23 protein-coding genes are annotated in these 22,031 nt (G+C 70.3%); 15 read left to right on the top strand and 8 right to left on the bottom strand.

Features of this window, described 5'->3' with window-relative positions; all coding sequences use genetic code 11:
* Positions 1-53: 53 nt before the first annotated feature.
* The 5 genes from HNR00_RS14315 to HNR00_RS14295 are packed head-to-tail and all read left to right on the top strand — an operon-like array spanning position 54 to position 6,943.
* Positions 54-1,583 (top strand): B12-binding domain-containing radical SAM protein, encoded by a 1,530-nt coding sequence (locus HNR00_RS14315; RefSeq protein WP_183570399.1) that lies wholly within the window; start codon positions 54-56, stop codon positions 1,581-1,583.
* A complete protein-coding gene (locus HNR00_RS14310) occupies positions 1,580-3,274 on the top strand; it encodes an AMP-binding protein (protein WP_183570397.1) in 1,695 nt (564 codons plus the stop codon). Before HNR00_RS14315 ends, HNR00_RS14310 begins: the two co-directional genes overlap by 4 nt.
* Positions 3,271-4,995: a cytochrome P450 gene (locus HNR00_RS14305; protein WP_183570395.1), complete on the top strand. Its 1,725-nt coding sequence runs from the start codon at positions 3,271-3,273 to the stop codon at positions 4,993-4,995. Before HNR00_RS14310 ends, HNR00_RS14305 begins: the two co-directional genes overlap by 4 nt.
* Positions 4,992-5,249, top strand: coding sequence for an acyl carrier protein (locus HNR00_RS14300; protein ID WP_183570392.1), 258 nt, complete (start codon positions 4,992-4,994; stop codon positions 5,247-5,249). Before HNR00_RS14305 ends, HNR00_RS14300 begins: the two co-directional genes overlap by 4 nt.
* Positions 5,246-6,943, top strand: coding sequence for a carbamoyltransferase family protein (locus HNR00_RS14295; protein ID WP_183570390.1), 1,698 nt, complete (start codon positions 5,246-5,248; stop codon positions 6,941-6,943). Before HNR00_RS14300 ends, HNR00_RS14295 begins: the two co-directional genes overlap by 4 nt.
* A gap of 346 nt (positions 6,944-7,289) precedes the next feature.
* On the opposite strand, the gene HNR00_RS14290 is transcribed toward HNR00_RS14295, so the two are convergent.
* The 4 genes from HNR00_RS14290 to HNR00_RS14280 form a co-directional block, all read right to left on the bottom strand.
* Positions 7,290-8,063, bottom strand: coding sequence for a right-handed parallel beta-helix repeat-containing protein (locus HNR00_RS14290; RefSeq protein WP_183570388.1), 774 nt, complete (start codon positions 8,061-8,063; stop codon positions 7,290-7,292).
* An 892-nt stretch (positions 8,064-8,955) separates the two neighbouring features.
* Positions 8,956-9,153 (bottom strand): hypothetical protein, encoded by a 198-nt coding sequence (locus HNR00_RS14285; protein WP_183570386.1) that lies wholly within the window; start codon positions 9,151-9,153, stop codon positions 8,956-8,958.
* Positions 9,154-9,642: 489 nt separating this feature from the next.
* On the bottom strand, positions 9,643-9,777 hold the full coding sequence (locus HNR00_RS25805; protein ID WP_281383317.1) for a hypothetical protein: 135 nt from the start codon (positions 9,775-9,777) through the stop codon (positions 9,643-9,645).
* Entirely contained in the window at positions 9,755-10,339 is a 585-nt protein-coding gene (locus HNR00_RS14280) for an urease accessory protein UreE (RefSeq protein WP_183570384.1), read from the bottom strand. The genes HNR00_RS25805 and HNR00_RS14280 overlap by 23 nt, the downstream gene beginning before the upstream one ends.
* 212 nt (positions 10,340-10,551) lie before the next feature.
* On the opposite strand from HNR00_RS14280, the gene HNR00_RS14275 reads away from it, so the two are divergent.
* From HNR00_RS14275 to HNR00_RS14255, 5 genes are all read left to right on the top strand, one after another.
* The gene (locus HNR00_RS14275) at positions 10,552-10,821 is read left to right on the top strand and encodes a YMGG-like glycine zipper-containing protein (protein ID WP_091944642.1); all 270 of its coding nucleotides are present in this window, start codon (positions 10,552-10,554) and stop codon (positions 10,819-10,821) included.
* A gap of 195 nt (positions 10,822-11,016) precedes the next feature.
* A complete protein-coding gene (locus HNR00_RS14270) occupies positions 11,017-11,742 on the top strand; it encodes a TerB family tellurite resistance protein (protein WP_183570382.1) in 726 nt (241 codons plus the stop codon).
* On the top strand, positions 11,739-12,491 hold the full coding sequence (locus HNR00_RS14265; RefSeq protein WP_183570380.1) for an N-acetylmuramoyl-L-alanine amidase: 753 nt from the start codon (positions 11,739-11,741) through the stop codon (positions 12,489-12,491). The genes HNR00_RS14270 and HNR00_RS14265 overlap by 4 nt, the downstream gene beginning before the upstream one ends.
* An 84-nt stretch (positions 12,492-12,575) precedes the next feature.
* Positions 12,576-14,141, top strand: coding sequence for a cation:proton antiporter (locus HNR00_RS14260; RefSeq protein WP_183570378.1), 1,566 nt, complete (start codon positions 12,576-12,578; stop codon positions 14,139-14,141).
* 662 nt (positions 14,142-14,803) lie between these two features.
* Positions 14,804-14,962, top strand: coding sequence for a hypothetical protein (locus HNR00_RS14255; RefSeq protein WP_183570376.1), 159 nt, complete (start codon positions 14,804-14,806; stop codon positions 14,960-14,962).
* Between the two features lie 48 nt (positions 14,963-15,010).
* On the opposite strand, the gene gshB is transcribed toward HNR00_RS14255, so the two are convergent.
* Together gshB and HNR00_RS14245 are read right to left on the bottom strand one after the other, a co-directional pair.
* Positions 15,011-15,976, bottom strand: a complete 966-nt coding sequence (gene gshB, locus HNR00_RS14250) for a glutathione synthase (protein ID WP_183570374.1) — start codon at positions 15,974-15,976, stop codon at positions 15,011-15,013.
* 70 nt (positions 15,977-16,046) lie between these two features.
* On the bottom strand, positions 16,047-16,385 hold the full coding sequence (locus HNR00_RS14245; RefSeq protein ID WP_183570372.1) for a hypothetical protein: 339 nt from the start codon (positions 16,383-16,385) through the stop codon (positions 16,047-16,049).
* A gap of 556 nt (positions 16,386-16,941) precedes the next feature.
* Here HNR00_RS14245 and HNR00_RS14240 point away from each other — a divergent pair.
* Genes HNR00_RS14240 through HNR00_RS14225 form a run of 4 tightly spaced genes read left to right on the top strand, consistent with a single transcriptional unit; the run spans position 16,942 to position 19,325 of the window.
* Positions 16,942-17,172 carry a hypothetical protein gene (locus HNR00_RS14240; protein WP_183570370.1) on the top strand — a complete coding sequence of 77 codons (231 nt, stop codon included), beginning with the start codon at positions 16,942-16,944 and terminating at the stop codon, positions 17,170-17,172.
* Positions 17,169-17,978 (top strand): hypothetical protein, encoded by an 810-nt coding sequence (locus tag HNR00_RS14235; RefSeq protein ID WP_376770387.1) that lies wholly within the window; start codon positions 17,169-17,171, stop codon positions 17,976-17,978. The genes HNR00_RS14240 and HNR00_RS14235 overlap by 4 nt, the downstream gene beginning before the upstream one ends.
* 31 nt (positions 17,979-18,009) lie before the next feature.
* Entirely contained in the window at positions 18,010-18,735 is a 726-nt protein-coding gene (gene rnhA, locus HNR00_RS14230; protein WP_183570368.1) for a ribonuclease HI, read from the top strand.
* Between the two features lie 11 nt (positions 18,736-18,746).
* Positions 18,747-19,325: a DNA-3-methyladenine glycosylase gene (locus HNR00_RS14225; RefSeq protein ID WP_183570366.1), complete on the top strand. Its 579-nt coding sequence runs from the start codon at positions 18,747-18,749 to the stop codon at positions 19,323-19,325.
* 141 nt (positions 19,326-19,466) lie between these two features.
* On the opposite strand, the gene zapE is transcribed toward HNR00_RS14225, so the two are convergent.
* Positions 19,467-20,684 carry a cell division protein ZapE gene (gene zapE, locus HNR00_RS14220; RefSeq protein ID WP_183570364.1) on the bottom strand — a complete coding sequence of 406 codons (1,218 nt, stop codon included), beginning with the start codon at positions 20,682-20,684 and terminating at the stop codon, positions 19,467-19,469.
* A gap of 244 nt (positions 20,685-20,928) precedes the next feature.
* On the opposite strand from zapE, the gene HNR00_RS14215 reads away from it, so the two are divergent.
* Entirely contained in the window at positions 20,929-21,552 is a 624-nt protein-coding gene (locus HNR00_RS14215; protein WP_183570362.1) for a GNAT family N-acetyltransferase, read from the top strand.
* A gap of 6 nt (positions 21,553-21,558) precedes the next feature.
* Here the strand turns inward: HNR00_RS14215 and HNR00_RS14210 are convergent, their stop codons facing one another.
* A complete protein-coding gene (locus HNR00_RS14210; protein WP_183570425.1) occupies positions 21,559-22,023 on the bottom strand; it encodes a YcgN family cysteine cluster protein in 465 nt (154 codons plus the stop codon).
* Positions 22,024-22,031: the final 8 nt, after the last annotated feature.

Below are 22,031 nucleotides of genomic sequence, written 5' to 3'. Positions count from 1 at the left end.
ATCCAAGTCATGCCGTCCAAGTCATGCCATCCGGGTCATGCCCTGAGGTCTCGATGCGTGTGTACCTGATCGCCCCGGCGCCGGATTTCGGACGCGACGGCCTGGACGAGGACAGCGCGATGGGCCTCGATCGGCCGGTCGCGATGCAGGCGGCGGCCGGCATCGCGACCGTCGCAGCTTATTTTCCGGACGAGGTTGATCTCCGGCTCTGCGACGAGATCATCGAGCCCGTCGACTACGACGACCCCGCGGATTACGTCGCGATCAGCGTGAACGTCGCACAGGTGCCGCGCGCGATGTCGATCGCCCGCGCCTTCCGGGCGAAGGGCATCCGCGTGGTCCTGGGCGGCCCTCACGTCTCGCTCGCGCCGGACCTGTTCGAGGGAACGGCCGATTGCCTCGTGGTCGGGGAGTTCGAGCCGGTGGCGGGCGCGTTCATGGAGGACCTGCTCGCCGGACGGCTGAAGCCGCGCTACGACGGCAGCAAGGCCGACCTGGCGGCGACGTTGCCGCCGCGCTGGGATCTCTACGACAACGAGCGGGCCCTGGCTGGCGTCGTCCAGACCAGCCGCGGCTGCCCGTTCGAGTGCAACTTCTGCGACGTGATCCAGTATCTCGGCCGCGTGCAGCGTCACAAGCCGGCCGAGAAGGTCGTCCAGGAAGTCCAGACGCTGTACGATCTGGGATATCGCCAGATCAATCTCTCCGACGACAACTTCACGGTCTATCGGCAGCGCACGAGCACCCTGCTCTCGGCACTCGCCGACTGGAACGCGGCCGACGGGCGCCAGCCCGTCAGCTTCATGACGCAGATGTCGATCGACGTGGCGAAATCGCCCGATCTGCTGGCCAAATGCAGCCAGGCGGGTCTGCGCTTCGCCTTCGTCGGCCTCGAGACCAGCAGCGAGGAGGCCCTGACCGAGAGCCGCAAGCGGCAGAACCTGCGCGTCGATCTCGTCGAGCAGTGCATGAAGGTGGTCGGCGCGGGCGTCTCGATGACGGCGGGCCTGATGCTCGGCTTCGACAGCGACGACCTGTCGTGTTTCGAGCGGCAATTCTCGTTTGCGATGACGTTGCCGATCGTCATGTACCGGCCTGCCGTGCTGGTCGCGCCCGTCGCGACGCCGCTCTACGACGCGATGAAGGCCGCCGGCCGCATCGTCGAGGACGTGACGCAGACGCGGGCCTCGACCGCCGGAACGATGACGAACATCCAGCCGATGCAGATGACCCGCGCACAACTCGCCGAGGGGACGGATTGGCTGAAGCGGTCGCTCCTCGACCCGGAGAACGCGATCCGTCGCTTCGAGCTGTATGCCCGGGTGCTCGGCGATTGCCCGCCCCACCTCGTTCGCGGCATCCGCGAGGTGCCCACGGCTCGTTCCGGCCCCCTGATCGAGCTTCTGACGAAATCCTCGCGGGACCGCGGCGCACGCAGGGTGATCGAGTGCGTGAGCGACCTCAGCCGTAAGCGACCGCTGACGCGCGGTGACCTGATGCAGGCCCTCGGGCTCTATCTCAACAGCTACGCGCGGCAGCAGCCCTGGGCCCGCGCGGGCGGCACCGCGAGAGCGGTCGCGTGACGACGCTGCGCGACCCTCTGCGGGAGACCATCGAACGCCGCCTGTCGCAGCGGTGGGACACGGCGCAGATCACCGTGCTCGCGCGGGCACGTCCGCCGCTCGACTTGACCGGCCGTGACCTGCACGCCGCCGCCGCCCAGCTCGTCGAGCGGTGGGGCGCCCAATTCGGCCCCGGCCCCCACACCCTGGTTCTCGCGCTCCCGCCGGGAGAGAGGTTCCTCGCCGCCCTGCTGGCGGGACTGCTCGGCGGGCACACTCTGGTTCCGGTGGCGCTGCCCCGCGCGGGCGCGCATTCCGATCGGCTGGCGCATGTCCTGGGTGATTGCGACGCGACCGCCCTGCTCTGCCTCGCCGAGCACCGGCCGGCGATCCTCCGGCATCTCGGCACGGCCGAGGACCGGCCGGCAGGGCCCCGCGTCGTCGCGATCGACGGGCCGGACAACACCGAGGCCGACGGTGTCGCGCCGAGGCGCGGCGCGGATGCGGGACCCGGGCCGGCCATCATCCAGTACACGTCCGGCTCGATGCGTCTGCCGAAGGGCGTGCGCATCTTCGGCGAGCAGATCCTCGCCAACGCCGATCTCGTCATGCGCAGCTGGGATCTCGACGCCTCGTCGCGGTTCGTCAACTGGCTGCCGCACTATCACGACATGGGGCTCATGGGCGGCATCCTGTATCCGCTGCTCGCGGGCGCCTACTCGGTGCAGATGAGCCCGCTCGACATGATCCGCCGGCCCGCCGACTGGCTGAGGGCGGTGTCCACCTACCGCGCGACCTTCAGCGGCGGACCGGCCTTCGCCTTCGCCGACTGCGTGCGGCGCGTTGCGGACGAAGACTGCGTCGGACTCGACCTGTCCTGCTGGAGCCGGGCCTTCTGCGGGGCCGAGCCGATCCCGGCCGGGCTGCTCCCGTCGTTCAGGAGCCGGTTCGCGCCCTACGGTCTCGCGCCCGCCGCCGTGTTCGGATGCTACGGGCTGGCCGAGATGACCCTGTTCGCGGCCGGCGCGCCCGAGGACGGTCCGTTGCCGCTGCCGCCGAAAGGCTGCGGCGCCGTCCATCCCTGCCGCCTGACCGAGATCACGGCGCCCGGGCTGCGCATCGTCGATCCCGAGAGCGGCCGGTCGGTCCCGGACGGCGAATCCGGTGAGATCTGGCTGCGCGGCGATTCCATGGGCCGGGGCTACCTCAACCGGCCGAAGGAGACACAGACCGCCTTCGGCGTCGCGCCGGCCTCCGGCGCCGGTGGCGAATGGCTGAGGACGGGCGATCTCGGGGCGATCTCCGGCGAATGGGTCTACGTCACCGGTCGCCTCAAGGACATCCTGATCGTCAACGGCCGCAAGGTCGCGGCGGCCGAGCTCGAATGGCTGGCCGCCGGCCTCGACGACGCGCTCAACCCGCTCGCGGCGGCCGCCTTCATGCCGGACCCGACGGAGAGCGGGACAGCCGTGCTGCTCATCGAGCTGAAGTCGGGCCGCAAGGCGCCCGACCGCCCCGACACCGTCCGGGTCGCGATCGAGCGGGCCGTCTCGGGCGAATGGGGCCTCCGCCTGCGCGACGTGCGGATCCTGCCCCGGGGCGGGCTGGAGCGGACGACGAGCGGCAAGATCCGGCGCCAGGCCGTCGCTGAGGCCTATCGGCAGGGACGCTACGCGACGGACGGCGAGGCCACAGGCGCTGCCGCGCCATGACGCGCGACGGACGAACCGATCCATCGGTCCTCGAACGCAGCCCGGAGCGGATCGAGCCGCACCGGCCGGCTGTCCATCGTCCCGCCTGCCCGCGTCCCGCCGGGGAGCGCGTCGGCGGTGAGGCGCTTCGGCTGGAGAGCGTGATCCTGGAGGCCGTGACCGGCGCGCTCGACCGCCTTGAAGCGGCCGCGCGACCGGATCTCGTGGCCGATTTCGTGGCACCGCTCCACGCTGCGATCACCGCGATCCTGGCCCAGCGCCCCGGAGCGGACGCAGACCGGCGCCCGGCGGTCGATGTCGCCGCCGAGTCTCTCGCCTGCGCCCTGTACGGGCTGCTCACGGGTGCGTCCGCGGCCTGGGACGAGGCCGTTGAGCCCGACTGGCCGGCGCGCCGGCTCGACCGCCTGCTCGCCCTCCATCTCCCGCCCCCGTGGATCGGAGCCATCGACGTCCCGGTCGGCGGAGGCGCCGCGGGAGACGGCGGGCTGGCGGGGCCGTTGTTCCGCACGGCGATTCCCGCTCTCGCCCGCCGCTTCCCCCGATTGTCGCTGCACAAGGATCTCGCCCGGTTCCGTGTCGCGCCGCCGGTCCCGGCACCCGTCGCGCTTCCGTGCGAGCTGCATGGATCGTCGCGCCGGGCGACTCAGCGTCTCGTCGAGGTCAAGGACCTCGACACGGCCCGCAGCATCGTCAACGACGACGCCGATTTCTCGCCACCCGCAATGGAGGCCTATCTGCGGATGCTGGCGGCCGGCAGCGGACGCGATCTCGCCCCCTCGATCCGCATCGCCCGCAACGCCATGTTCTTCATGTCGGGCGAGCGGCATGCCCTCGCCCGGCGCGCCGTCGCCGCCTGCCTCGGCACCAACCGCCTGGCGGTGTGGACCGATCTCGTCGACGAGCGGATCGAGGCGGCGCTCGACCGCCTCTCCCGCTCCGGGACGCCCGACCTTGTGCGGGACTTCGCCGAGCCCCTGTTCCGCCAGGTGACCCAGCCGATCCTCGGAATCTCGACCCGCGACCCGGCCCGGTTCGATGCCGTCGCCCCGGTTCTGCAGGACGTGCTGGAGCCGTGGCTGCCGATGCGCGAACTCATGCGGCTGCAGGACGTCAGCGTCGAGCTGCTCGCGCTGATGCAACTGCCCGCCGCCCCGCGGCAGGGCCCCGGCGCTTCGCTGCTTTCCTCGCTTCTGGCGTCGGAACTGCCCGACTTCGAGGCGGAGGATCTGAAAGCGCTGGTGCTGGTCCTCTACGGGGCGAGCTTCAACCTCTCCCACACGCTCGGCAACGCGCTCCACTGGATCCTCGGCCGGCCTCCGGACGAACGCGACGAGGTCGCGCGACCGACCTGGATCGAAGGCAACATGGAGCGGCTGATCGCGCTCTGCGCATCGCCCAAATATATCTACCGCATGGCGCGGCGGCCGTCGCAGCGGGGAGACCTCACCGTCTCGATCGGGGATACGGCCCGCTTCCAGCTGCTCTCGATCAACCGCGGCGCCGCGAGCGGTCATCTTGCCTTCGGCCACGGCCTGCATCACTGCGTGGGCGCGGGACTCACGCGCCTGCTGCTGCGTCGTGCGGTGCCGGCGCTGCTCCGCCGCTTCCCGACGATCACGCTGGTTCCGCAGGCGCAGGCCTATCACACGATGTCGCAGACCGTTGCCATGGCCTCGCTGCCCTGCCGCCTCACCGTTACGCCGATTCCGGAAGCACCATGACGACGCGTGATCGTGAAACCGCCATCGTCAAGTTCGTCAGGGCGAGGCTGTCGTTGCTCGTTAAGGTGCCCGTCGAGGAGATCGACGTCACCTCGAGCTTGGTCGATCTCGGGCTGCAATCGGTCGATGCCGTGCTCCTGTGCGGCGAGGTCGAGGACCGGTTCCAGGTCGAGCTCGATCCGAGCTCGATCTTCGAGCACGACACCGTCGGAAGCTTCACGGCCTACGTCGCACGCCGCCTCGAGGCGCGATGAGCCGCTTCTATCTCGGACTGTCCACGTCGGGGCACGACCCGGCGCTCGCCCTCGTCGATCCGGCCGGCCGGCTTGTCTTCGCCGAGGCGACCGAGCGGTTCGTCCAGGACAAGCGGGCCTGGGGCATCGCGCCGGACCACGCGCCCCATCTCGACCAAGCGCTCAAGACCGCCGGATTCGTGCAAGGGCGCGACGCTCTGACGGTCGCGAGCAGCTGGTCGGGCGTGAAGGCCGACATCCCGGTGCAGGTCTCCCACGCGCTCCTGCCCGCCCAGGACGGCCTCTGGCTGCGCATCCTCCAGGCTCAGGCGCAGGGCCAGGCCGGCGCCTCGCTCCTGCGGCTCGGGCTGGCGGAGACGATGCCCGCGGTTCTGCGCTTCGACCACCACCTGTGCCACGCCGCGGCCGCCTGCTTCCAGTCGCCGATGCAGGATGCCGTCTGCCTCGTGATCGACGGCGAGGGCGAGGTCGGCGCCGTCTCGCTGTTCGACCTGCGCCGGCGCAGCCTCGCGCGCCGCTGGCGATCCTGGGGACCCGGCAGCCTCGGGACGTTCTACGCGTGGCTGACGAGGCTGTGCGGTTTCGACTGGCGGCTCGGTGAGGAGTGGAAGGTGATGGGTCTGGCCGCCTTCGGAGAGGTGCTGCCCGACCTCGCCGTGGCCCTGGAGCCGATGCTGGCGGTCGACCGGGGGCGCCTGCGCCTGGCCGACGCGGCGGCGATCGAGACCGGACGGGCCGCCGCCTCGCGTCACATGCGCAGCCCGGGGGGTCCGATCCTGCAGGCGGCCGATCTCGCGGCGACGGGACAGGCCGTCTATGCGTGCTTGGTCGACCGCATGCTGGCGTCTTGCGCCCACGAGGGGACGACCAACCTCGTCCTGACCGGCGGCTGCGCCCTCAATTCCTCGTATAACGGGACCATCGTCGGCCGCACGCCGTTCGAGCAGGTCTTCGTGCCGTCCGCTCCGGCCGACGACGGCAACGCGGTCGGCGCCGCATTGCTGGCCTGGATGCAGGATACCGGGGCCTCCGCGCTCCCCGCCAGCGACGGCTCCCCCTATCTCGGCTCGACCGCCGACTCACTCAGGATCGCCAAGCTCGCAGGCAATTGCGGCGCCGCGGCGGTATCCGATCTCTCGACCGGCATGGCCGACATCCTGGCACAGCGACTTGCTGAGGGGCACGTCATCGGCGTGATGCGCGGCCGGGCGGAGTTCGGCCCGCGCGCCCTCGGCAACCGGTCGATCCTCGCCGATCCGCGCCCGGCGGGCATGAAGGACCGTCTCAACGAGCGGGTGAAGGGGCGTGAAGCCTACCGGCCCTTCGCGCCCGTCGTCCCGGCCGACCAGGTGGACCGATGGTTCGAGCGGGCCCAGCCCTCGCCCTACATGTCGTTCACCCTGCCGTGGCGCCCTCACCAGCGGAATCGCATCCCCGCCGTGGTGCACGAGGACGGCACCGGCCGCGTGCAGACCGTGACGCCTTCGGACAATCCCTGGCTCCATGACCTCGTCGAGGCGTTCGGCCGGCGAACGGGCGTGCCGGTGATCCTGAACACGAGCTTCAACATCATGGGGAAGCCCATCGTGAACGCCGTCGAGGATGCCCTCGGCATGCTGATGACGTCGGGCCTCGATGGCGTGCTGATCGAAGACATCCTCATTGAGAAGGAGCGCGGCGGCGATCCGCGCTGAACGGCAGCCGGGGGCCGGCCGGCTTCACCGGCGTTTCCGGAACCTGCGCTCTAGGTCGCGTTCTAACGAAGGGTAAACGGGTTCGTCGCGAGAATGCGCGGCACAACAAGGACTTGGAGCCGCCGGCGTGATGCCATCAGGTCGGTTACAGTCCTAGGTGTCTCTCAACACTCCCGATCGTCGTCGCGTTCCAATGCGGCATTACAGTGCGACGGGATTTTTGAACACACATGAAGTCGGACGCTTGGGGATGCTCGTCGCCGATGGCGCATCGAAGACGCCACAGCCGCGGCGCGGGGGCGCCCGCCGTGTACGATTCGGCGAGCGTCCCCGTCGACTCCCGGAACTACCTGAGCGGGATCGTGACCGTCGGACCTACGGCGCCCTGAATGAAGTTGTTCCCTGTCGAGATGAACTGTGCACCATTGGACAGAAAAACAGGTGTCAGGATGTTCGATTTGGAAGCGGCAACGGATGAGTTGCTCGTGTCGAGATATAATGAATTGCTCTTGTTCCCTTCAACCACAGAATCATCCAGCAGAACGACGCCCGGAGTTGCGCCGGCATGAACATAGACGCCTACGTTATTATTGGTGATCTCAACATTTCTTAAATAAACCCGAGACGCCGCCGCGCTGTTTTCGAGGGATATTCCTCGACCTGCTGGCGCCGTGCCGGTGATGTATCCGCGAACTTGTGTATTCGTAATATACACATTCCCGGCCGATAGGACACGGATGCCGTTGACGCCCTGTCCGGCCCCCTCGAGCTTGAGGCCGGAGATATGAACCGTGTCGTTCGCTCCCGCATTGATGACGATCCCATTGGTTTGGGGCGAAAGAATGCTTCCTTCGCTGCCGTCGGCGACGATACTGATCGACTTCGTGATTGTCACCGCGCCGAATCCGCCCGGATCGAGGACGCTGATCTCGCCGCCGGCCGCAGTCTTGGAGATCGCGCCGGCGAACGTCTTGCACGGTGCGGTGCGGCTGCACGGATTCGCGTCGTCGCCGACGCCCGAGACCCAGGTGCGTGTCGCCTGCGCCGATGCTGCCCCACCCGAGATGGCGAAAAACAGAAGCGAGGCAAAGGCCAGCCCCGCCTTCCTGATCGTCTTCATGCTGTACTCCCTTTGTGGAATTTCTATTGAAGTGCCGTGATCGTCGAGTGGCGGCGAGCAGTCCGGCGGCAGCTATTCAGGAATTAAGTTCCTTGATGCACCTACGATGCCGCGAAACATGCGTTCAGACGTCGCAAGTGTCTTGCTGCGACAGCAAACGCGCTGAACGGTATCAGATGGCATCGGCGTCGTTTCATCCGAAAGTATCCCGCGCCAGCAGTCGACAGCTGAGACCAGCATAGGTCTTATGACGAACGCCATGTCGAGCGACCTGTTCTTACCCCCGGCTCAGGTGATTGTCGCGGAAGGCTCGCCCTCTAGAATGCGCGAAACGCTTGTGAACGAAGAATTTTTGGTGATGTAGTTTTTATGTAACGATATTGGGGTGCGAAGTTCTCCGCGTTCGGAGGGGGTTATGCGGGAGGCGGATGCGACGTCTTATCAATTGGTCGACGAGGTTGGTATCGGTGTGGCGGCGCGCCTTCCAAATCGACGCTGACCGCACCGGTAACCTACCGCCGCCGCCCGGCATCTTTCCGAACACCGCCGCGCCGATCGCCCACATCGCGCAGGGGCGGCGCGTTCTCTCGATGTACCGCTGGGGCATGTCCTCCCCGGCCTTCGCTCTGGGGGCAAGCGGGTCGATTCCGGTGTCACCAACGTGCGCAGCGCTGGCGCCGCTGGCTCGGGCCCGAGCACCGCTGTCTCGTGCCGCTCTCCGCCTTCAGCGGGTTCAACATTGAGCAGGCGCGGCCCTGGATCGGTGACTTCTGGCGCACCGGCGCGATGCCCGGTGCCGTCCCGGCCGGACCGCCGCCAGAATAGCCACTCAGGTCCTCCGCCTGCCCCAAGGCGCCCCGGTCACCCGGCGCGCCTTCTTCTTGTCCCGCACTCAGCCGTGCTTGGTCTGCCCAAGGGCGAAGAGCGAGCCGAAGGCGCCGCCCGCAACCGCCAAGACGCAGGCGAGCGCGAAGATTACCGGCGGGATGGGAGTGATTTGGCTGGGCCACAGAGTGGCCAGAAGCCCGAGCATGATGGCGCCGCAGCATGCGCCACCGAGCATTGATGTCGCGAAGCGACGCTGGGTCAAATTTGTTTTCATCATCGATATGTAGGGCGCCGAAAATTATTATCGCGGTCATGTCATTGTCCAGCGACGGCAGCTGATTTTCGCTGGCCGGCGAACGCACCGTCTCAAGCCCAAGCCTCGCCCCGCCCGGCTCAACCGCGGCGGGGTTTTTCTTGTCTCGCCCGCAGAATACTTGCGTTGCCTTGCGCGAATACTGTTGCCACCCTAAGCATTAACTGGTGTATTGCTTACTTAGAAAAAGAGACGAAGACAACAAATGACCTACAAGCTCTCCAACACCCGCACCAAGAAGACCGCCGCCGTCGGTCTCACCCTCGAAATGGCCAGCTATTACTGTAAGACCGGCCGGGACCTGATCTTCCTCCCGGAATAAGGGGAGGGGCCTCCAGGCCCCTCTTACCCAGTCCCGCCCGGCAGCGCCCGTAGCGGGTTTTTTGTGTCCGCAGGTCCTTAAAGGCCCTCTCCTTGGTTGAGCGGCTACAGCATTCCCTACAGCATGCGCGAAATTTCCGCGCCATTACGCATGCGAAAACGCTTTGCGTCGGTCCAGTCCATCATGGGGGCGACGGAGAAGCGGAGGTCGCGGGCGATCATCCGCGGCTCAGTGCCGGTGGTCGTGGTCATGTCCGTGCTTGTGGTCGTGCGAATGATCGTGGCCGTGGTCATGGGAGTGATCGTGCGCGTGATCGTGGGCAGGCCCGTGATCGTGCTTTTCGGTGTGATGATGGTGATCGTGGGAATGGTCGTGCCCGCAGGTGCTGTGGTCGTGGGCGGCCTTTTCCGGGCGGAAGGCGCGCGAGACCGGCTCGGCGGAACACCCTGAGCCGCGCACCAGCTCCGCCGCGCTCGCCGGCACGTAGAGCACGTCCGCGCCGACCTCGGCCGGGACGTGGCTGCCGCCGAGCTGCCACGCGAGGCGCAGGAGCCGGGCCGGGCTGCCGGCGCGCACTTCGAGCAGGGCCTCCTCGGCCGCCTTGACGCCGACGAGGCGCCCGTCCTCCAGGCGGAGCGCATCGCCGTCCTCCAGACCCGCCGCCCGCTCCAGGGCGAGATCGACGCAGAAGCCCCCCGCCGTGTGGAAGTGGGCGTGCGCCTTCGCGCGGGCCGCGTGGTCGAGGGTCAGCGTATCGACGACCTGTTCGGGCCGGACGGCGGCCTTGCGGACGATCTGGCGGGCTGTGGGCATGGCATCCTCGGGACGACGCGCGGGCCGTGAAGGCCGACGTTTTTGCAACAGGTGCGCCTCAGATGGCAGGCGCGGGCCGAAAAGTCATGCCCCGGCGCGAACCGGTCGCAATCTTGGCCGTTTCACGTGCCGGTGCTGAGAGACCACCGGCGCCCGGCGGGATTCTTTCGCGACGAGGCCGGAGCGCCGTTGCACAAGGGAGTTGCACGACCATGAAGACCCTGATCGCCGCCGCGCTCGCCGGCAGCCTCGCGCTCTCGCTCGGCGCCTGCAACACGCCACAGGACCGCGCGCTCGGCGGCGCTGCGCTCGGCGCGGGCCTCGGCGCCGCGGTGGGCGGCCTCGCCACGGGTCGCGCCGGCGGCGCGCTGGCCGGGGCCGCGATCGGCGGCGCGGGCGGCGCCATCGCGGGCGCCGCCACGGCCCCGCGCTGCCCCTACGGCACCTACCGCGACGAGTTCGGCAACGTCTACTGCCGCTGATCGAAGCGACGAGACGACGGAAAGGGCCGGGGCTCGAGGAGCCCCGGCCCTTTCCCGTTCCGGTCGATCCGGCACGACCGGGCTTGCGCCGGGCGGCGCTTTGCGGCGTTACACTCGGCGGACGCCACAGGAATTCCGACCACCCGTGCCCCGCTCCGATCCCTCCCCCGCGCCCATCCGATCCGGAGCCCGCCGATGAGCGCCGGCATCTGGGGCAAGATCGGCGGGGCCGGGCTCGGCGGGCTCGTCGGCGGGCCGATCGGGGCGCTGGTCGGCGGTGTCGCCGGCCATTTCCTCGTCGATCGCGAGGGCGCGCCGTTCGGGCCGACGCCGCGGGACGTGGTGTTCACCACCGGCCTCGTCGCGCTCGCGGCCAAGATGGCGAAATCCGACGGCGTCGTGACCGAGTCCGAGGTCGAGGCCTTCGGGCAGGTGGTTCAGGTCGAGCCGGAGGCGCGGGCTGGCGTCGAGCGCCTGTTCGACCTCGCCAAGGCGACGACCGCCGGCTTCGAGGCCTATGCCGGCCAGCTCGCCGCGACCTTCGGCGAGGAGCCCGCGCTTCTCGAGGACGTGCTCGACGGCCTGTTCCACATCGCCAAGGCCGACGGGGCGATCCACGAGAAGGAGGAGCGCTATCTGCGCGCCGTGGCCGCCATCTTCGGCTTCGACGACGACGGCTTCCGCCGCATCGCCGCCCGCCACGTGCGGCTGGCCGACGATCCCTACCTCGTGCTCGGCCTTGAGCGCTCGATGGACGACGCCACCCTCAAGGCGGCGTACCGGCGCCTCGTGGCCGAGACCCATCCGGACCGGGCGCTCGCCCGCGGCCTGCCGCCGGAGGCGGTGGCGATCGCGACCCGCCGGTTGGCGGCGATCAACGCCGCCTGGGACCGGATCGCGGCCGAGCGGGGCCTGCGGTGACGTTTGCCGCCGATTCCCCGCATGTGGCGGAGGTGCTGGCCTCGGCCAATCGCGGCCCGCGGATCGGCGGGACGATCGACATGCTGATCCTGCACTACACCGGCATGGCGACGGGGCGCGGCGCGCTGGCGCGCCTGCGCGATCCGCGGGCGGAAGTTTCGGCCCACTACCTCGTGTTCGAGGACGGGCGCGTGGTGCAGCTCGTGCCGGAGGCCGAGCGGGCGTGGCATGCCGGGCGCGGCGCCTGGGCCGGCGTGACCGACATCAATTCCCGCTCCATCGGCATCGAAATCGTCCATCCGGGCCATGACGGCGGCCTGCCGCCCTACCCGGACGGGCAGATCGAGGCCGTGATCGCATTGTGCCGGGACATCCTCGGGCGCAACCCGATCCCCGCCCCCCGCGTGCTCGCCCATTCCGACGTGGCGCCCGACCGCAAGGAGGACCCCGGCGAGAACTTTCCGTGGGACCGGCTCGCGGCGGCCGGCATCGGCCACTGGGTGGCACCGGCCCCGATCCGCGACGGGCGCTTCTTCGCCATGGGCGAGGCGGGCGATCCGATCGCCGCGCTCCAGGCGATGTTCGCCCTCTACGGCTACGACCAGCCGATCACCGGCCGGTTCGACGAGGCGCTGCGCGCCGTCGTCACCGCGTTCCAGCGCCATTTCCGGCCCGCCCGCGTCGACGGCGTGGCCGATGCCTCGACGATCACGACGCTGCGCGACCTGATCGCCGCGCTGCCCGGCTGACCCATCAGGGAAAGAAGCGGCTTCAGGCGGCGTTTCGTCGCCACCGCGCGGGTCGGCCCGCGCCTGCCCTATCTGCCGGCCCTCATGTTCGTGTTCTCCTGGATCGTCGGCGTCCTGTTCGGGGCCGTGCTGCTCGCGGCGCTCGCCCGGCGGGTCGGCGCGCCCTATCCGGCCTTCCTGGCGCTGGGCGGGGCCGGGCTCGCCTTCGTGCCCGGCGTGCCGAATCTCGGCCTCGATCCTGAGCTGGCGCTCGCCCTGTTCCTCGCCCCCGTCCTGATGGATGCGGGCTACGCGATCTCGCTGCGCGACATGGTGCGCAACTGGCGTCCCATCGCCGGGCTCGCCGTCGGGGCCGTGCTGGTCACCACGGCGGCCGTCGCCGGGGTGACGAAGTGGCTCGTGCCCGACATGCCGCTCTCGGCGGCGATCGTGCTCGGCGCCGTGGTGGCCCCGCCCGATGCCGTGGCCGCCCTCTCGGTGCTCGCCCACGTGCCGCTGCCGCATCGGCTGGCCACGATCCTGCGCGGCGAGAGTCTGCTCAACGATGCCGGCTCGCTGCTGATCTACCGCCTCGGCGTCGCGGCGGCGATGACCGGGCATTTCTCGGTGACCGAGGTGGCGCCGGCCTTCCTGATCGGCGTGGTCGGCAGCCTGATCGCCGGTCCGCTCGCGGCGCTCGCCTACCTGCGGGTGCTGCGCCGCTTCGCCGACGCGCCGAGCACCATCGTGTTCCAGTTCGTCGTTACCTTCGGCCTCTGGATCGCCGCCGAGGCGATCGAGCTGTCGGGCGTCCTCACGGTCGTGAGCTTCGCCATCACGGTCGCCCGGCGCGCGCCGGGCCAGACCGCGCCGCGCCAGCGGGTGATCTCGAACGCGGTCTGGCAGACCGTGATCTTCGTCCTCAACGTGCTGGCCTTCGTGCTGATCGGCAACCAGATCGGGCCGATCCTGGCGCGGCTGACCGAGGCGCAGGCGATGTCCTACGCGGTCGTCGCCGGTGCGGTCGTCGCCACCGTGATCGCGGTGCGCATCGCCTGGGTGCTGCCGGCGAGCGGCATCCGCCGGATGCGGTTCGGCGAGCCGCGCGAGGGCGAGCCGCGGGCCGATCTCGGGGTGGGGGCGGGCTTCGCCGTCTCCTGGGCCGGGATGCGCGGCCTCGTCACCATCGCCGCCGCGCTCGCCCTGCCGGAGGGCGGGCCGGACGGCGGCGGCTTCCCCTACCGCGACCTCATCGTGCTGACCGCCTTCTGCGTCGTGATCGGCACCCTGGTGATCCAGGGGCTGAGCTTACGCCCGCTCCTGCTCCGCCTCGGGCTGGAGGACGCCGATCCGGTCGGGCGCGAGGTCGGCCGGGCGCGCGCCGAGGCCTACGGCGCCGCGGTCGAGACCCTTGAGGGCGACACCTCCGAGGCCGCCGACGCCCTGCGCCGGGAGTTCCACGCGGCGCTCGCCCAGGCCGAGGCGCACGAGGAGGGCCTCGCGCCCGAGGGCCTGCCCACCGACGCGCCCCGCCGCAGGGCCGTGCATGCCGCCCGCGACCGCATCCAGTCCCTGCGCCGCAGCGGCCATATCGGCGACGACGCCTACTTCGTGCTGGAGGAGGAGTTGGACTGGGCCGAACTCAACGCCACGCCGCGGGCGGAGGCGTGAGGGATCTCCTGCCCCGTGTCGCCGGGTCGGGCGCTCGCCTCCCCCTCGGCGAAGGACGCGGCAGGGATGGGCGTGGTTCGGAAGGGGAACTCTCGATCCATCGAGGACCGCGCGCCGGACGGCGGGCTGACGAAGCGGTTGGCCCGCACCGTCCTCGCGAGGCGTTCCGGAGCGCGACCTGTCCAGAGTAGACGAGGCCGCGCCGAAGAAGCGGTCACGCGCGTGATCGATCCGGTGAGTGCGGATCACTGGATGGCTTCGGCTTCGCCTCGCAAGGACGGGTTTGCATTTTACACGACCCGAATGACGACAGGGTCTTTTCGAAGATGATTGGTATCGTCCATCTGTCGAGGCGGCATTCGCAATCGAATGCAATCTCAAGGCCCTGCCAAGGCCGGCACTGATGCGATTTCAATTGCGATATCGGCCGTACAATTCCAAGTTGCTCAAAATCCGGCATCCACATCATTCGCAATTTCGTCAAAAAGATTTGTTTGATCCGCGAAATCCAACGTCCATAACGGCAACGATTGCTCGAACGCGTGCACGGCCCAACTCGAAACTGTCGATTTCTTTGCGGACGTTCCCGATGACCCTCGAAACCCCGCACCACCGGGCCCGTCCCGTCGGCGCGCATCCGCCTCTCGGGAGCGCGTGAGGCGATGGTCGCGACCTCCCTCGCCTGCCTCGTCGCCGGTGCCGTGCTGGCGGGCCTTGCCCATCAGTTCGAGGAGCGGGTGGCGCTGGCCGAAACCGTCGCGGGCGGGCTGTTGATCCTCGGGCTCGCCCTGATCGGCTCCGGTCTGCCGGTGTTCCGCTAGCGGATCGGCCAGAAAGGGGGATGCCGGCTTTCGGGAAAAGCCGATTCTCTAGGTCTGCGGCGTCAGGCGGCGCGCCGCGAGCCGGGTCTCGATCGCGTCCCAGATCGGCCCCGTCAGGTCCGGGCCGCCGAGGCGCTGGATCGTGCGCACGCCGGTCGGCGAGGTCACGTTGATCTCGGTGAGATGCCCGTCGATCACGTCGATGCCGACGAGGATCAGGCCGCGCCGCCGCAGTTCCGGGCCGATCCTGGCGCAGATCTCAAGCTCGCGCTCGGTCAGGTCGGAGGCGCCGGCGGCACCGCCGCGGACCATGTTGGAGCGGATGTCGCCCTTGGCCGGCACCCGGTTGATGGCGCCCATCGGCTCGCCCTCGACGAGGATGATGCGCTTGTCGCCCTCGGAAATCTTTTCGAGGAAGCGCTGGACCACCCACTGCTCGCGGAAGGTCGCGGCGAACAGGTCGAACATCGAGCCGAAATTCGGGTCTTCCTCCGAGACCCGGAACACCGCGGCGCCGCCATGGCCGTGTAGCGGCTTCATCGCGATGGTGCCGTGCTCGGCGCGAAACGCCTCGATCTCGGCGCGGTCGCGGGAGATCAGCGTCGGCGGCATCAGGTCGGGGAAGTCGAGGACGAACAGCTTTTCCGGCGCGTTCCGCACTTCCGTCGGATCGTTCACCACCAGCGTGCGAGAGGAAATCTTCTCCAGCATGTGCGTGGCGGTGACGTAGGCCATGTCGAAGGGCGGGTCCTGGCGCATCAGCACCACGTCGACCTGCCCCAGATCAATCCGCTCCCGAGGCCCGAGGGTCGCGTGCGCGCCCTCCACGTCCTGCACCGTCACGGGGGAGGCGTGGGCGGTGACGAGCCGGCCCTGCAGCGAGAGCCGGTCGGGCGTGTAGGTGTAGAGGGTGTGGCCGCGCCTCTGCGCCTCCAGCATCAGGCCGAAGGTGGTGTCGCCCGCGATGCGGATCGACTGGATCGGGTCCATCTGGACCGCGACGGTCAACGCCATGCCTGTCCTCGCGTCCTTGATCCCGCCGCGCGTCTCGCCGGGATGCGACATCCCGGCGAGACGAGAAAAATCAGTCGTCCGCTTGGCCCGCGCCGCGGCCGCGGCCGTTGCCCTTCGTGCCGCCGCCGGTGCGCTTGTCGTAGTCGGTGATCGCCGAGCGGCACTCGGGCGAGAGCCGCGAGCGGTTGCGGTTCATGCAGTTCTCGGCGTCCGGGCTGTTCGGATCGACGCCCGCGCAGAGGCGGAAATAGTCGTTGGCGCAGCCGAGCTGCAGCCCCTGGTCCTCGCGCTGGGCCTGGGCCGGGGTCACGGCCAGGGCGACGAGGGCGAAGGGGGCGAGTCTCAGGGCCGCCGACAAGCCCCGCACGGCGCGCGGTCGTCTGCCAAGTCGTGAGAAGTCCGGACGCATCCTGCCTTGTCCTTCGCTCGATCCGAGAGGGGCATCTCGTGTCTCTCGCAAAACGCCCGAACCCCCTCGGCTTCCGTTCGGACGCGGCGGCGCAGCGGGCGTTTCGCGAGGCACTCTGGGCCTCGCATATCGGTCATCTCGCCGGGTTAGCAAGCGCAGCATCGAGCGTCCGGCCTCCCGCGGCCCCGCTTCCGTCGCTGCACCGTCCGCCCATGAAGGCGGCATCCGCACACGAAAAACGGCCCCGCAGCGGATCGCGCGCGGGGCCGAAGTCGAAGGGAGGATAAGCCCGCCATGGGCGAAAGCACCGAAGCAAGGAGCAGGCCGGTGTCGCGTGAATGCCACCTGCGACGCCTCGCCGCTGCCATCCTCGCGGATGAGGGCCGCAGGCCGGGCCGGCGAAACATTCCGTTAACCACGCCATGATGAGCTTGGCCCAACAGCCCGGCCGGACGGACCAGCCCGTCCACGGCGGCCAGCCGCTTTCCGCACCGCCTCCTCCCGAGGCGGCAGGGGGCGGCGGGCGCCGGACTCCTCAGCATGACGGGACAGGCTCATGACGCCCTCGACCAAGACGCCTTCGACCCAGACCCCTTCCGAGCGACCCTCGCCCTTCCTCCGGAGCCGCGGCCCCGCCGCCGTGGTCCCCTTCCCCAAGGCCCCGACGCGCCGCCTCCGCCGCGACGACGACGCGCCCCGCGGCCAGATCCTGCTCTTCACGGGCGTGCGCTACGAGAGGCTGCCGGACGCGGACGCCCCGGCGGTCCCGCAGCGCCGCCGCTCGTGATCCGCGGCGGCGGGCTCCGCCTTCCGCTCCCGCTCGCCTCGCTGCTGCTCACGGCGCTCCTCGTCCCGTCGCTCGTCTCCTGCGCCCAGGAGGGCGATTTCGGGCGGCCGGCCAAGAGCGCGTGGAACGGCCTCGTCGAGACCACCGGCACCATCGCCGCCCGCGAGCGCGGCCTGATGGTCTCCGCCTCGCCGCTCACGGACGACGAGGAGACCCTGCGCGATCGCGCGTGGCGCTTCCTGATGCCGGCGCAGGGACGTGCGGCCTTCGAGGACGTGCTGGCCAACCTCACCCGCGTGCGCGCGCTGCCGACTTCCTGGCGGCCCGACGACCTGCCGGCCTACCACGACGGCCTGCTCGGCGAGGGGTTTCGCTCACCCACTTCCCGCTACCGCCGCCTGTCCGAGGACGCCACCGCCGACGGCCGGCTGATCCCGTCCTTCACGGCCATCGCCGCCCGCGTGTTCGAGGCCGACGCGATGCGCCTGCGGGCGCTGCCGCTGGCCAAAAGCCTCGACGAGTGGGACATGCGGCAGGCCGCGATGCGGGTCGCCGAGAACCGCTGCCTCGTCGCCTGGGTCCGCCTGGAGACGGGCCTTCGCGTCGCGCGCTACCGCTACGCCCTGGAGCACTTCCTGGTCGAGATGCCCGGCCGCGAGGCGGTGCCCGCCGAGCAGGCGCTGGCCTTCCTGGAAGGGCGCCGCCGCCTGCTCGACCCGCTGCTGCCGCCGGAGACGGCCGAGCGCTGCGGTCTGGCGGACGCCGCCGCCGTCGCCCTGGCTCCGCCGGTCGTGGCCAAGTATTAGGCGCTCCCGACCCCGAAACGCTCAGGCAAACATGCGAACCATCGTCTACGCGGATGGCGGCTGCGACCCCAATCCCGGCCCCGGCGGCTGGGGCGTCGTGATCCAGGCGCCCGGCGGCACGGTCGAGCTGTGCGGGGGCGAGCGCGCCACCACCAACAACCGCATGGAGTTGACCGCCGCGATCAGCGCCCTCGAACACTTCCCCGAGGGCGCCTCGATCGAGATGCGCTGCGACAGCCAGTACGTGGTGAAGTCCGTCACCGAATGGATGCGCGGCTGGAAGGCCCGCGGCTGGCGCACCGCCACGGGGCCGGTGAAGAACGTCGACCTGATGCAGCGCCTCGACGCGCTCGCGAGCGCCCGCGACGTGCGCTGGACCTGGGTGCGGGGCCACGCGGGCGAGGCCGGCAACGAGCGCGCCGACCGCCTCGCCGCGCAGGGGCGCCGCGAGGCGCTGACGGGGGTGAAGAGCACGGCGTCCTCGGCCGCCGCCTCGTCGTCCTCGTCTTCCGCGACGGCGTCGGCCTCGGCCGCGACCTCGGCCACGATCTCTGCTCCTTCGGCGCCGAGCCCCGTCCAGAAAACCACCCCGGTCGCGCTCCCCTCCGACCTCGTCGGGGCGCTCACCCGCGCCGCGGATCGGGCCGGCACGACGCCTCAGGCGCTGCTGGAGGAGGCTTTGCGGCTCGCCCTCGATCTCGGCCCCGCCGGCATCGCCCGCGCGCGACAGGACTTCTCGTCGCGCAAGGCGTCCTGAGGGGAGGGCGGATGGACGCCGCCTTCTTCGACCGCCCGGCCGCGACCGTCGCGGCCGAGCTGATCGGCCATGTCCTCCTGGTCGAGGGCGTCGGCGGCGTCATCGTCGAGACCGAGGCCTACGACCGCACCGACCCGGCCTCGCACAGTTTTGCGGGGCCGACGAAGCGCAACGCCAGCATGTTCGGCCCGCCGGGCCGCGCCTACGTCTACCGTTCCTACGGCCTGCACTGGTGCCTCAACCTCGTCTGCGCGCCCGGCAGCGCCGTGCTGCTGCGCGCGCTCGCCCCGACGCGGGGCCTCGACACCATGCGCGCCCGCCGCGGCCTCGACGATCCCAGGCGCCTCTGCGCCGGCCCCGGCCGCCTCGCCCAGGCGCTCGCCATCGATTGTTCGCATGACGGCGTGCCGACCGATCGGGCGCCGTTCGCTTGGGGCGCGCCCGAGGGCCCGGTGAGCGTCGTGGCGACCACCCGCATCGGCATCACCAAGGGGGCGGAGACGCCCTGGCGCTTCCTGCTGGCGGGCTCCCCGTTCGTGAGCCGGCCGCTGCCGCGACGGTCGCTTCTCCCACCCGCCCCCTCATCCTGAGGTGGCGACGCGAAGCGGCGCCCTCGAAGGAGGCCCCCAGAAGTCGCGAGATCCCTGGAGGCCTCCTTCGAGGCCCCTTGCCGAGGCAAGGGGCATCTCAGGATGAGGGGCGGGTGGGAAGAAGGGGACTGGACGCGCCGGTCAGGTCTCGACCAGCCCCGCACTCGACTCCGACAGCCCATGCCCGTGGGCTTCCGCCAAGTACTCTTCCGAGCGCATCTCGATCAGCCGCGAGACGGTGCGCTCGAACTCGAAGGCCTCGCGGCCGTCGGTGGCGGTGTAGAGCCCCGGCGGCTCGGCGGCGGCGGAGGCGACGAGTTTCACCTTCGCGTCGTAGAGCGTGTCGATCAGTGTGATGAAGCGCTTGGCCTCGTTGCGCTCGGCCTCGCCCATCACCGGGATGCCGGAGACGATCAGCGTGTGGAAGGTCACCGCCAGCGCCATGTAGTCGGAGGCGCCGAGCGGCTGGCGGCAGAGATCGTCGAAGCCGAAGCGGGCGACGCCGCCCGCCTCCTCCGGCACCGCCACGGCGCGCCCCTTCACCCGGACCGTGCTCGGACTGCCCTTGGCCTTGCCGGTGAGCGAGCGGAAGGCGGCGTCGAGCGCCTGCCCCGCGCTCGCGTCCGCGGGCACATGGTAGACCGAGGCGCCGCCGAGCTTCTCCAGGCGGAAATCCGTGCGGGAATCGAGCCGCAGCACGCTGACCCGCTGCTTCAGCTCCGCCACGAACGGCAGGAACAGGGCGCGGTTGAGCCCGCCCTCGTAGAGCCGGTCGGGCTCGACGTTCGAGGTCGCCACCACCGTCACGCCGTGGCGGAACAGGGCGGCGAACAGGCGGCCGAGCAGCATCGCGTCGGCGATGTCGGTCACGGTGAACTCGTCGAAACACAGGAGCGTCGCCTCCGCGGCCAGCGCCTCGGCGACCGGCGGGATCGGGTCGTCGCCCTTGATCGTGCCGTTCTTCACCGCCTGCCGGTGGGCGTGGATGCGCTCGTGCGCGTCCGCCATGAAGCCGTGGAAGTGGACGCGGCGCTTCGGGCCGGGCGCGGACTCGTGAAAGATGTCCATCAGCATGGTCTTGCCGCGGCCGACTGAGCCCCAGACGTAGAGGCCCTTGGTCGCCTCCACCCCCTCGTCCTTGCGGCCGAACAGCCAGCCGAGCGCCGAGCCCTTCCTGGCCCGGCGGCGGCGCGACAGCGCCTGCACCAGATCGTCCAAAGCTGCGACGAGGCGCAGTTGGGCCGGGTCGCGCTCGATCGAGCCCGCATGGACGAGGGCGTCGTAGCGCTGGCGCACCGGGCCGGGATGGACCGCGCCGGAGCGGGCATGGTCGGAGGGGGCGAGCTTGTCCGTGGGCATCCGGGGCCGCGTCTTTGGGCGGCCGTCTCGGGCCGAAGGATCCCTAGTGCCGTGCGGCCCGGCCCGGATCAAGCGGAGTCGGTCAAGCCTGCGGGCGCGGGACAGCCATGCGGGCGAACCCGCCGATCCGGCACTTTGCTGCATTGCAACAATTCCGGTTCGCCGCCAGTTTCCGAGGCGGGAGGGGAGCGTGCCGGCCATCGACCCTCGGGTTCGAGCGGCCTTCGAGGCGAAGTCGCGTATCATGCCCTCCATCGAGCCATCCACCGATCTCCCGTCCGGCCCGCCGCCTGTCATGGGCGCCCTCTGCCGCCGCCTCTGGCCGGGCGACGCCGTGGCCGTGCGCGAGCACTTCCTGCGCCTCGACCGAGAGGCCCGCGCCAGCCGCTTCATGGCCGCCCTCGGCGACGCCGCGGTGGCGGCCCATGCCGAGCGCGCGATGCGGACGCCGGGGCTGATGTTCGGCGTCTTCGTCGACGGCGTGCTGCGAGGGCTCGGTGAACTGCGCCCGCACGGCCCCAACGGAGGGGTCGGCCGGCTGGGGTCGCGAGCCGAGGGTGCGCTCACGGTCGAGCGCGGCTTTCGCCGGGCCGGCCATGGCGGGCTGTTGCTGGAGCGGCTGGCGGAGGCCGCGCGGAACCGCGGCGTGCGCGAACTCCACCTGCGCTGCCTGCCGGTGAACGGCGCGATGCGGCGCTTGGCCTGCCGCCTCGGCGCGGAGGTTCGGTTGCGCGACGGCGAGAGCGAGGCGGCGCTCCGTCTCACCCGGCCGACGGCGCTCTCGCTGTGGCGGGAGGGGATGGAGGGATGGCTCGATCTCGGGCTCGCCGCGGCGGCCTCGCCGCCGTCGTTGCCGCGGGCGGCGTGACGGGCGTCAGGCGGCCTCGCCCGGCCACGCCACGATCCGCTCGACGTATTCCTCCTCCGAAAACTCTTCCTCGTTGCCCGAGACGCGCCCGCGCACCGAGACGCCGGCCTCGTGGACGCTGGCCCGGCGGCCGGTGATCAGCGGGTGCCAGCCCGGCAGGTCGCGGCCCTCGCGCAGGAGGCGGTAGGCGCAGGTCGGCGGCAGCCACGGGATCTCGCGCACCGCCTGCGGGGTCAGCCGCACGCAGTCCGGCACGCGTTTCGCCCGGTTGCGGTAGTCGCGGCAGCGGCAGGCATGGGCGTCGAGGAGCGTGCAGCCGATATCGGTGTGGTGGATCTCGCCGGTGTCGTCGTCCTCGAGCTTCAACAGGCAGCAGCGGCCGCAGCCATCGCACAGGCTCTCCCACTCCGCCGGATTCATCTCTTCGAGGGTCTTGACCCGCCAGAACGGCCCCTCGCCGCGCTCCGCCATGATGTCGG

Source organism: Methylorubrum rhodinum (genome assembly GCF_014199935.1).
Classification (GTDB): Bacteria; Pseudomonadota; Alphaproteobacteria; order Rhizobiales; family Beijerinckiaceae; genus Methylobacterium; species Methylobacterium rhodinum.
This window is presented reverse-complemented; position numbering and strand designations above follow the sequence as displayed.

Excerpts from the sequence above, each read along its gene's own strand:
- HNR00_RS14215 (WP_183570362.1), top strand. The coding sequence starts at position 20,929 with ATGCCCTCCATCGAGCCATCCACCGATCTCCCGTCCGGCCCGCCGCCT.
- HNR00_RS14260 (WP_183570378.1), top strand. The coding sequence starts at position 12,576 with ATGTTCGTGTTCTCCTGGATCGTCGGCGTCCTGTTCGGGGCCGTGCTG.
- HNR00_RS14255 (WP_183570376.1), top strand. The coding sequence starts at position 14,804 with ATGGTCGCGACCTCCCTCGCCTGCCTCGTCGCCGGTGCCGTGCTGGCG.
- HNR00_RS14245 (WP_183570372.1), bottom strand. The coding sequence starts at position 16,385 with ATGCGTCCGGACTTCTCACGACTTGGCAGACGACCGCGCGCCGTGCGG.
- rnhA (WP_183570368.1), top strand. The coding sequence starts at position 18,010 with ATGCGAACCATCGTCTACGCGGATGGCGGCTGCGACCCCAATCCCGGC.
- HNR00_RS14275 (WP_091944642.1), top strand. The coding sequence starts at position 10,552 with ATGAAGACCCTGATCGCCGCCGCGCTCGCCGGCAGCCTCGCGCTCTCG.
- HNR00_RS14305 (WP_183570395.1), top strand. The coding sequence starts at position 3,271 with ATGACGCGCGACGGACGAACCGATCCATCGGTCCTCGAACGCAGCCCG.
- zapE (WP_183570364.1), bottom strand. The coding sequence starts at position 20,684 with ATGCCCACGGACAAGCTCGCCCCCTCCGACCATGCCCGCTCCGGCGCG.
- HNR00_RS14210 (WP_183570425.1), bottom strand. The coding sequence starts at position 22,023 with ATGGCGGAGCGCGGCGAGGGGCCGTTCTGGCGGGTCAAGACCCTCGAA.
- HNR00_RS14240 (WP_183570370.1), top strand. The coding sequence starts at position 16,942 with ATGACGCCCTCGACCAAGACGCCTTCGACCCAGACCCCTTCCGAGCGA.
- HNR00_RS14295 (WP_183570390.1), top strand. The coding sequence starts at position 5,246 with ATGAGCCGCTTCTATCTCGGACTGTCCACGTCGGGGCACGACCCGGCG.
- HNR00_RS14315 (WP_183570399.1), top strand. The coding sequence starts at position 54 with ATGCGTGTGTACCTGATCGCCCCGGCGCCGGATTTCGGACGCGACGGC.
- HNR00_RS14290 (WP_183570388.1), bottom strand. The coding sequence starts at position 8,063 with ATGAAGACGATCAGGAAGGCGGGGCTGGCCTTTGCCTCGCTTCTGTTT.
- HNR00_RS14280 (WP_183570384.1), bottom strand. The coding sequence starts at position 10,339 with ATGCCCACAGCCCGCCAGATCGTCCGCAAGGCCGCCGTCCGGCCCGAA.
- HNR00_RS14270 (WP_183570382.1), top strand. The coding sequence starts at position 11,017 with ATGAGCGCCGGCATCTGGGGCAAGATCGGCGGGGCCGGGCTCGGCGGG.
- gshB (WP_183570374.1), bottom strand. The coding sequence starts at position 15,976 with ATGGCGTTGACCGTCGCGGTCCAGATGGACCCGATCCAGTCGATCCGC.
- HNR00_RS25805 (WP_281383317.1), bottom strand. The coding sequence starts at position 9,777 with ATGACCACGACCACCGGCACTGAGCCGCGGATGATCGCCCGCGACCTC.
- HNR00_RS14225 (WP_183570366.1), top strand. The coding sequence starts at position 18,747 with ATGGACGCCGCCTTCTTCGACCGCCCGGCCGCGACCGTCGCGGCCGAG.
- HNR00_RS14300 (WP_183570392.1), top strand. The coding sequence starts at position 4,992 with ATGACGACGCGTGATCGTGAAACCGCCATCGTCAAGTTCGTCAGGGCG.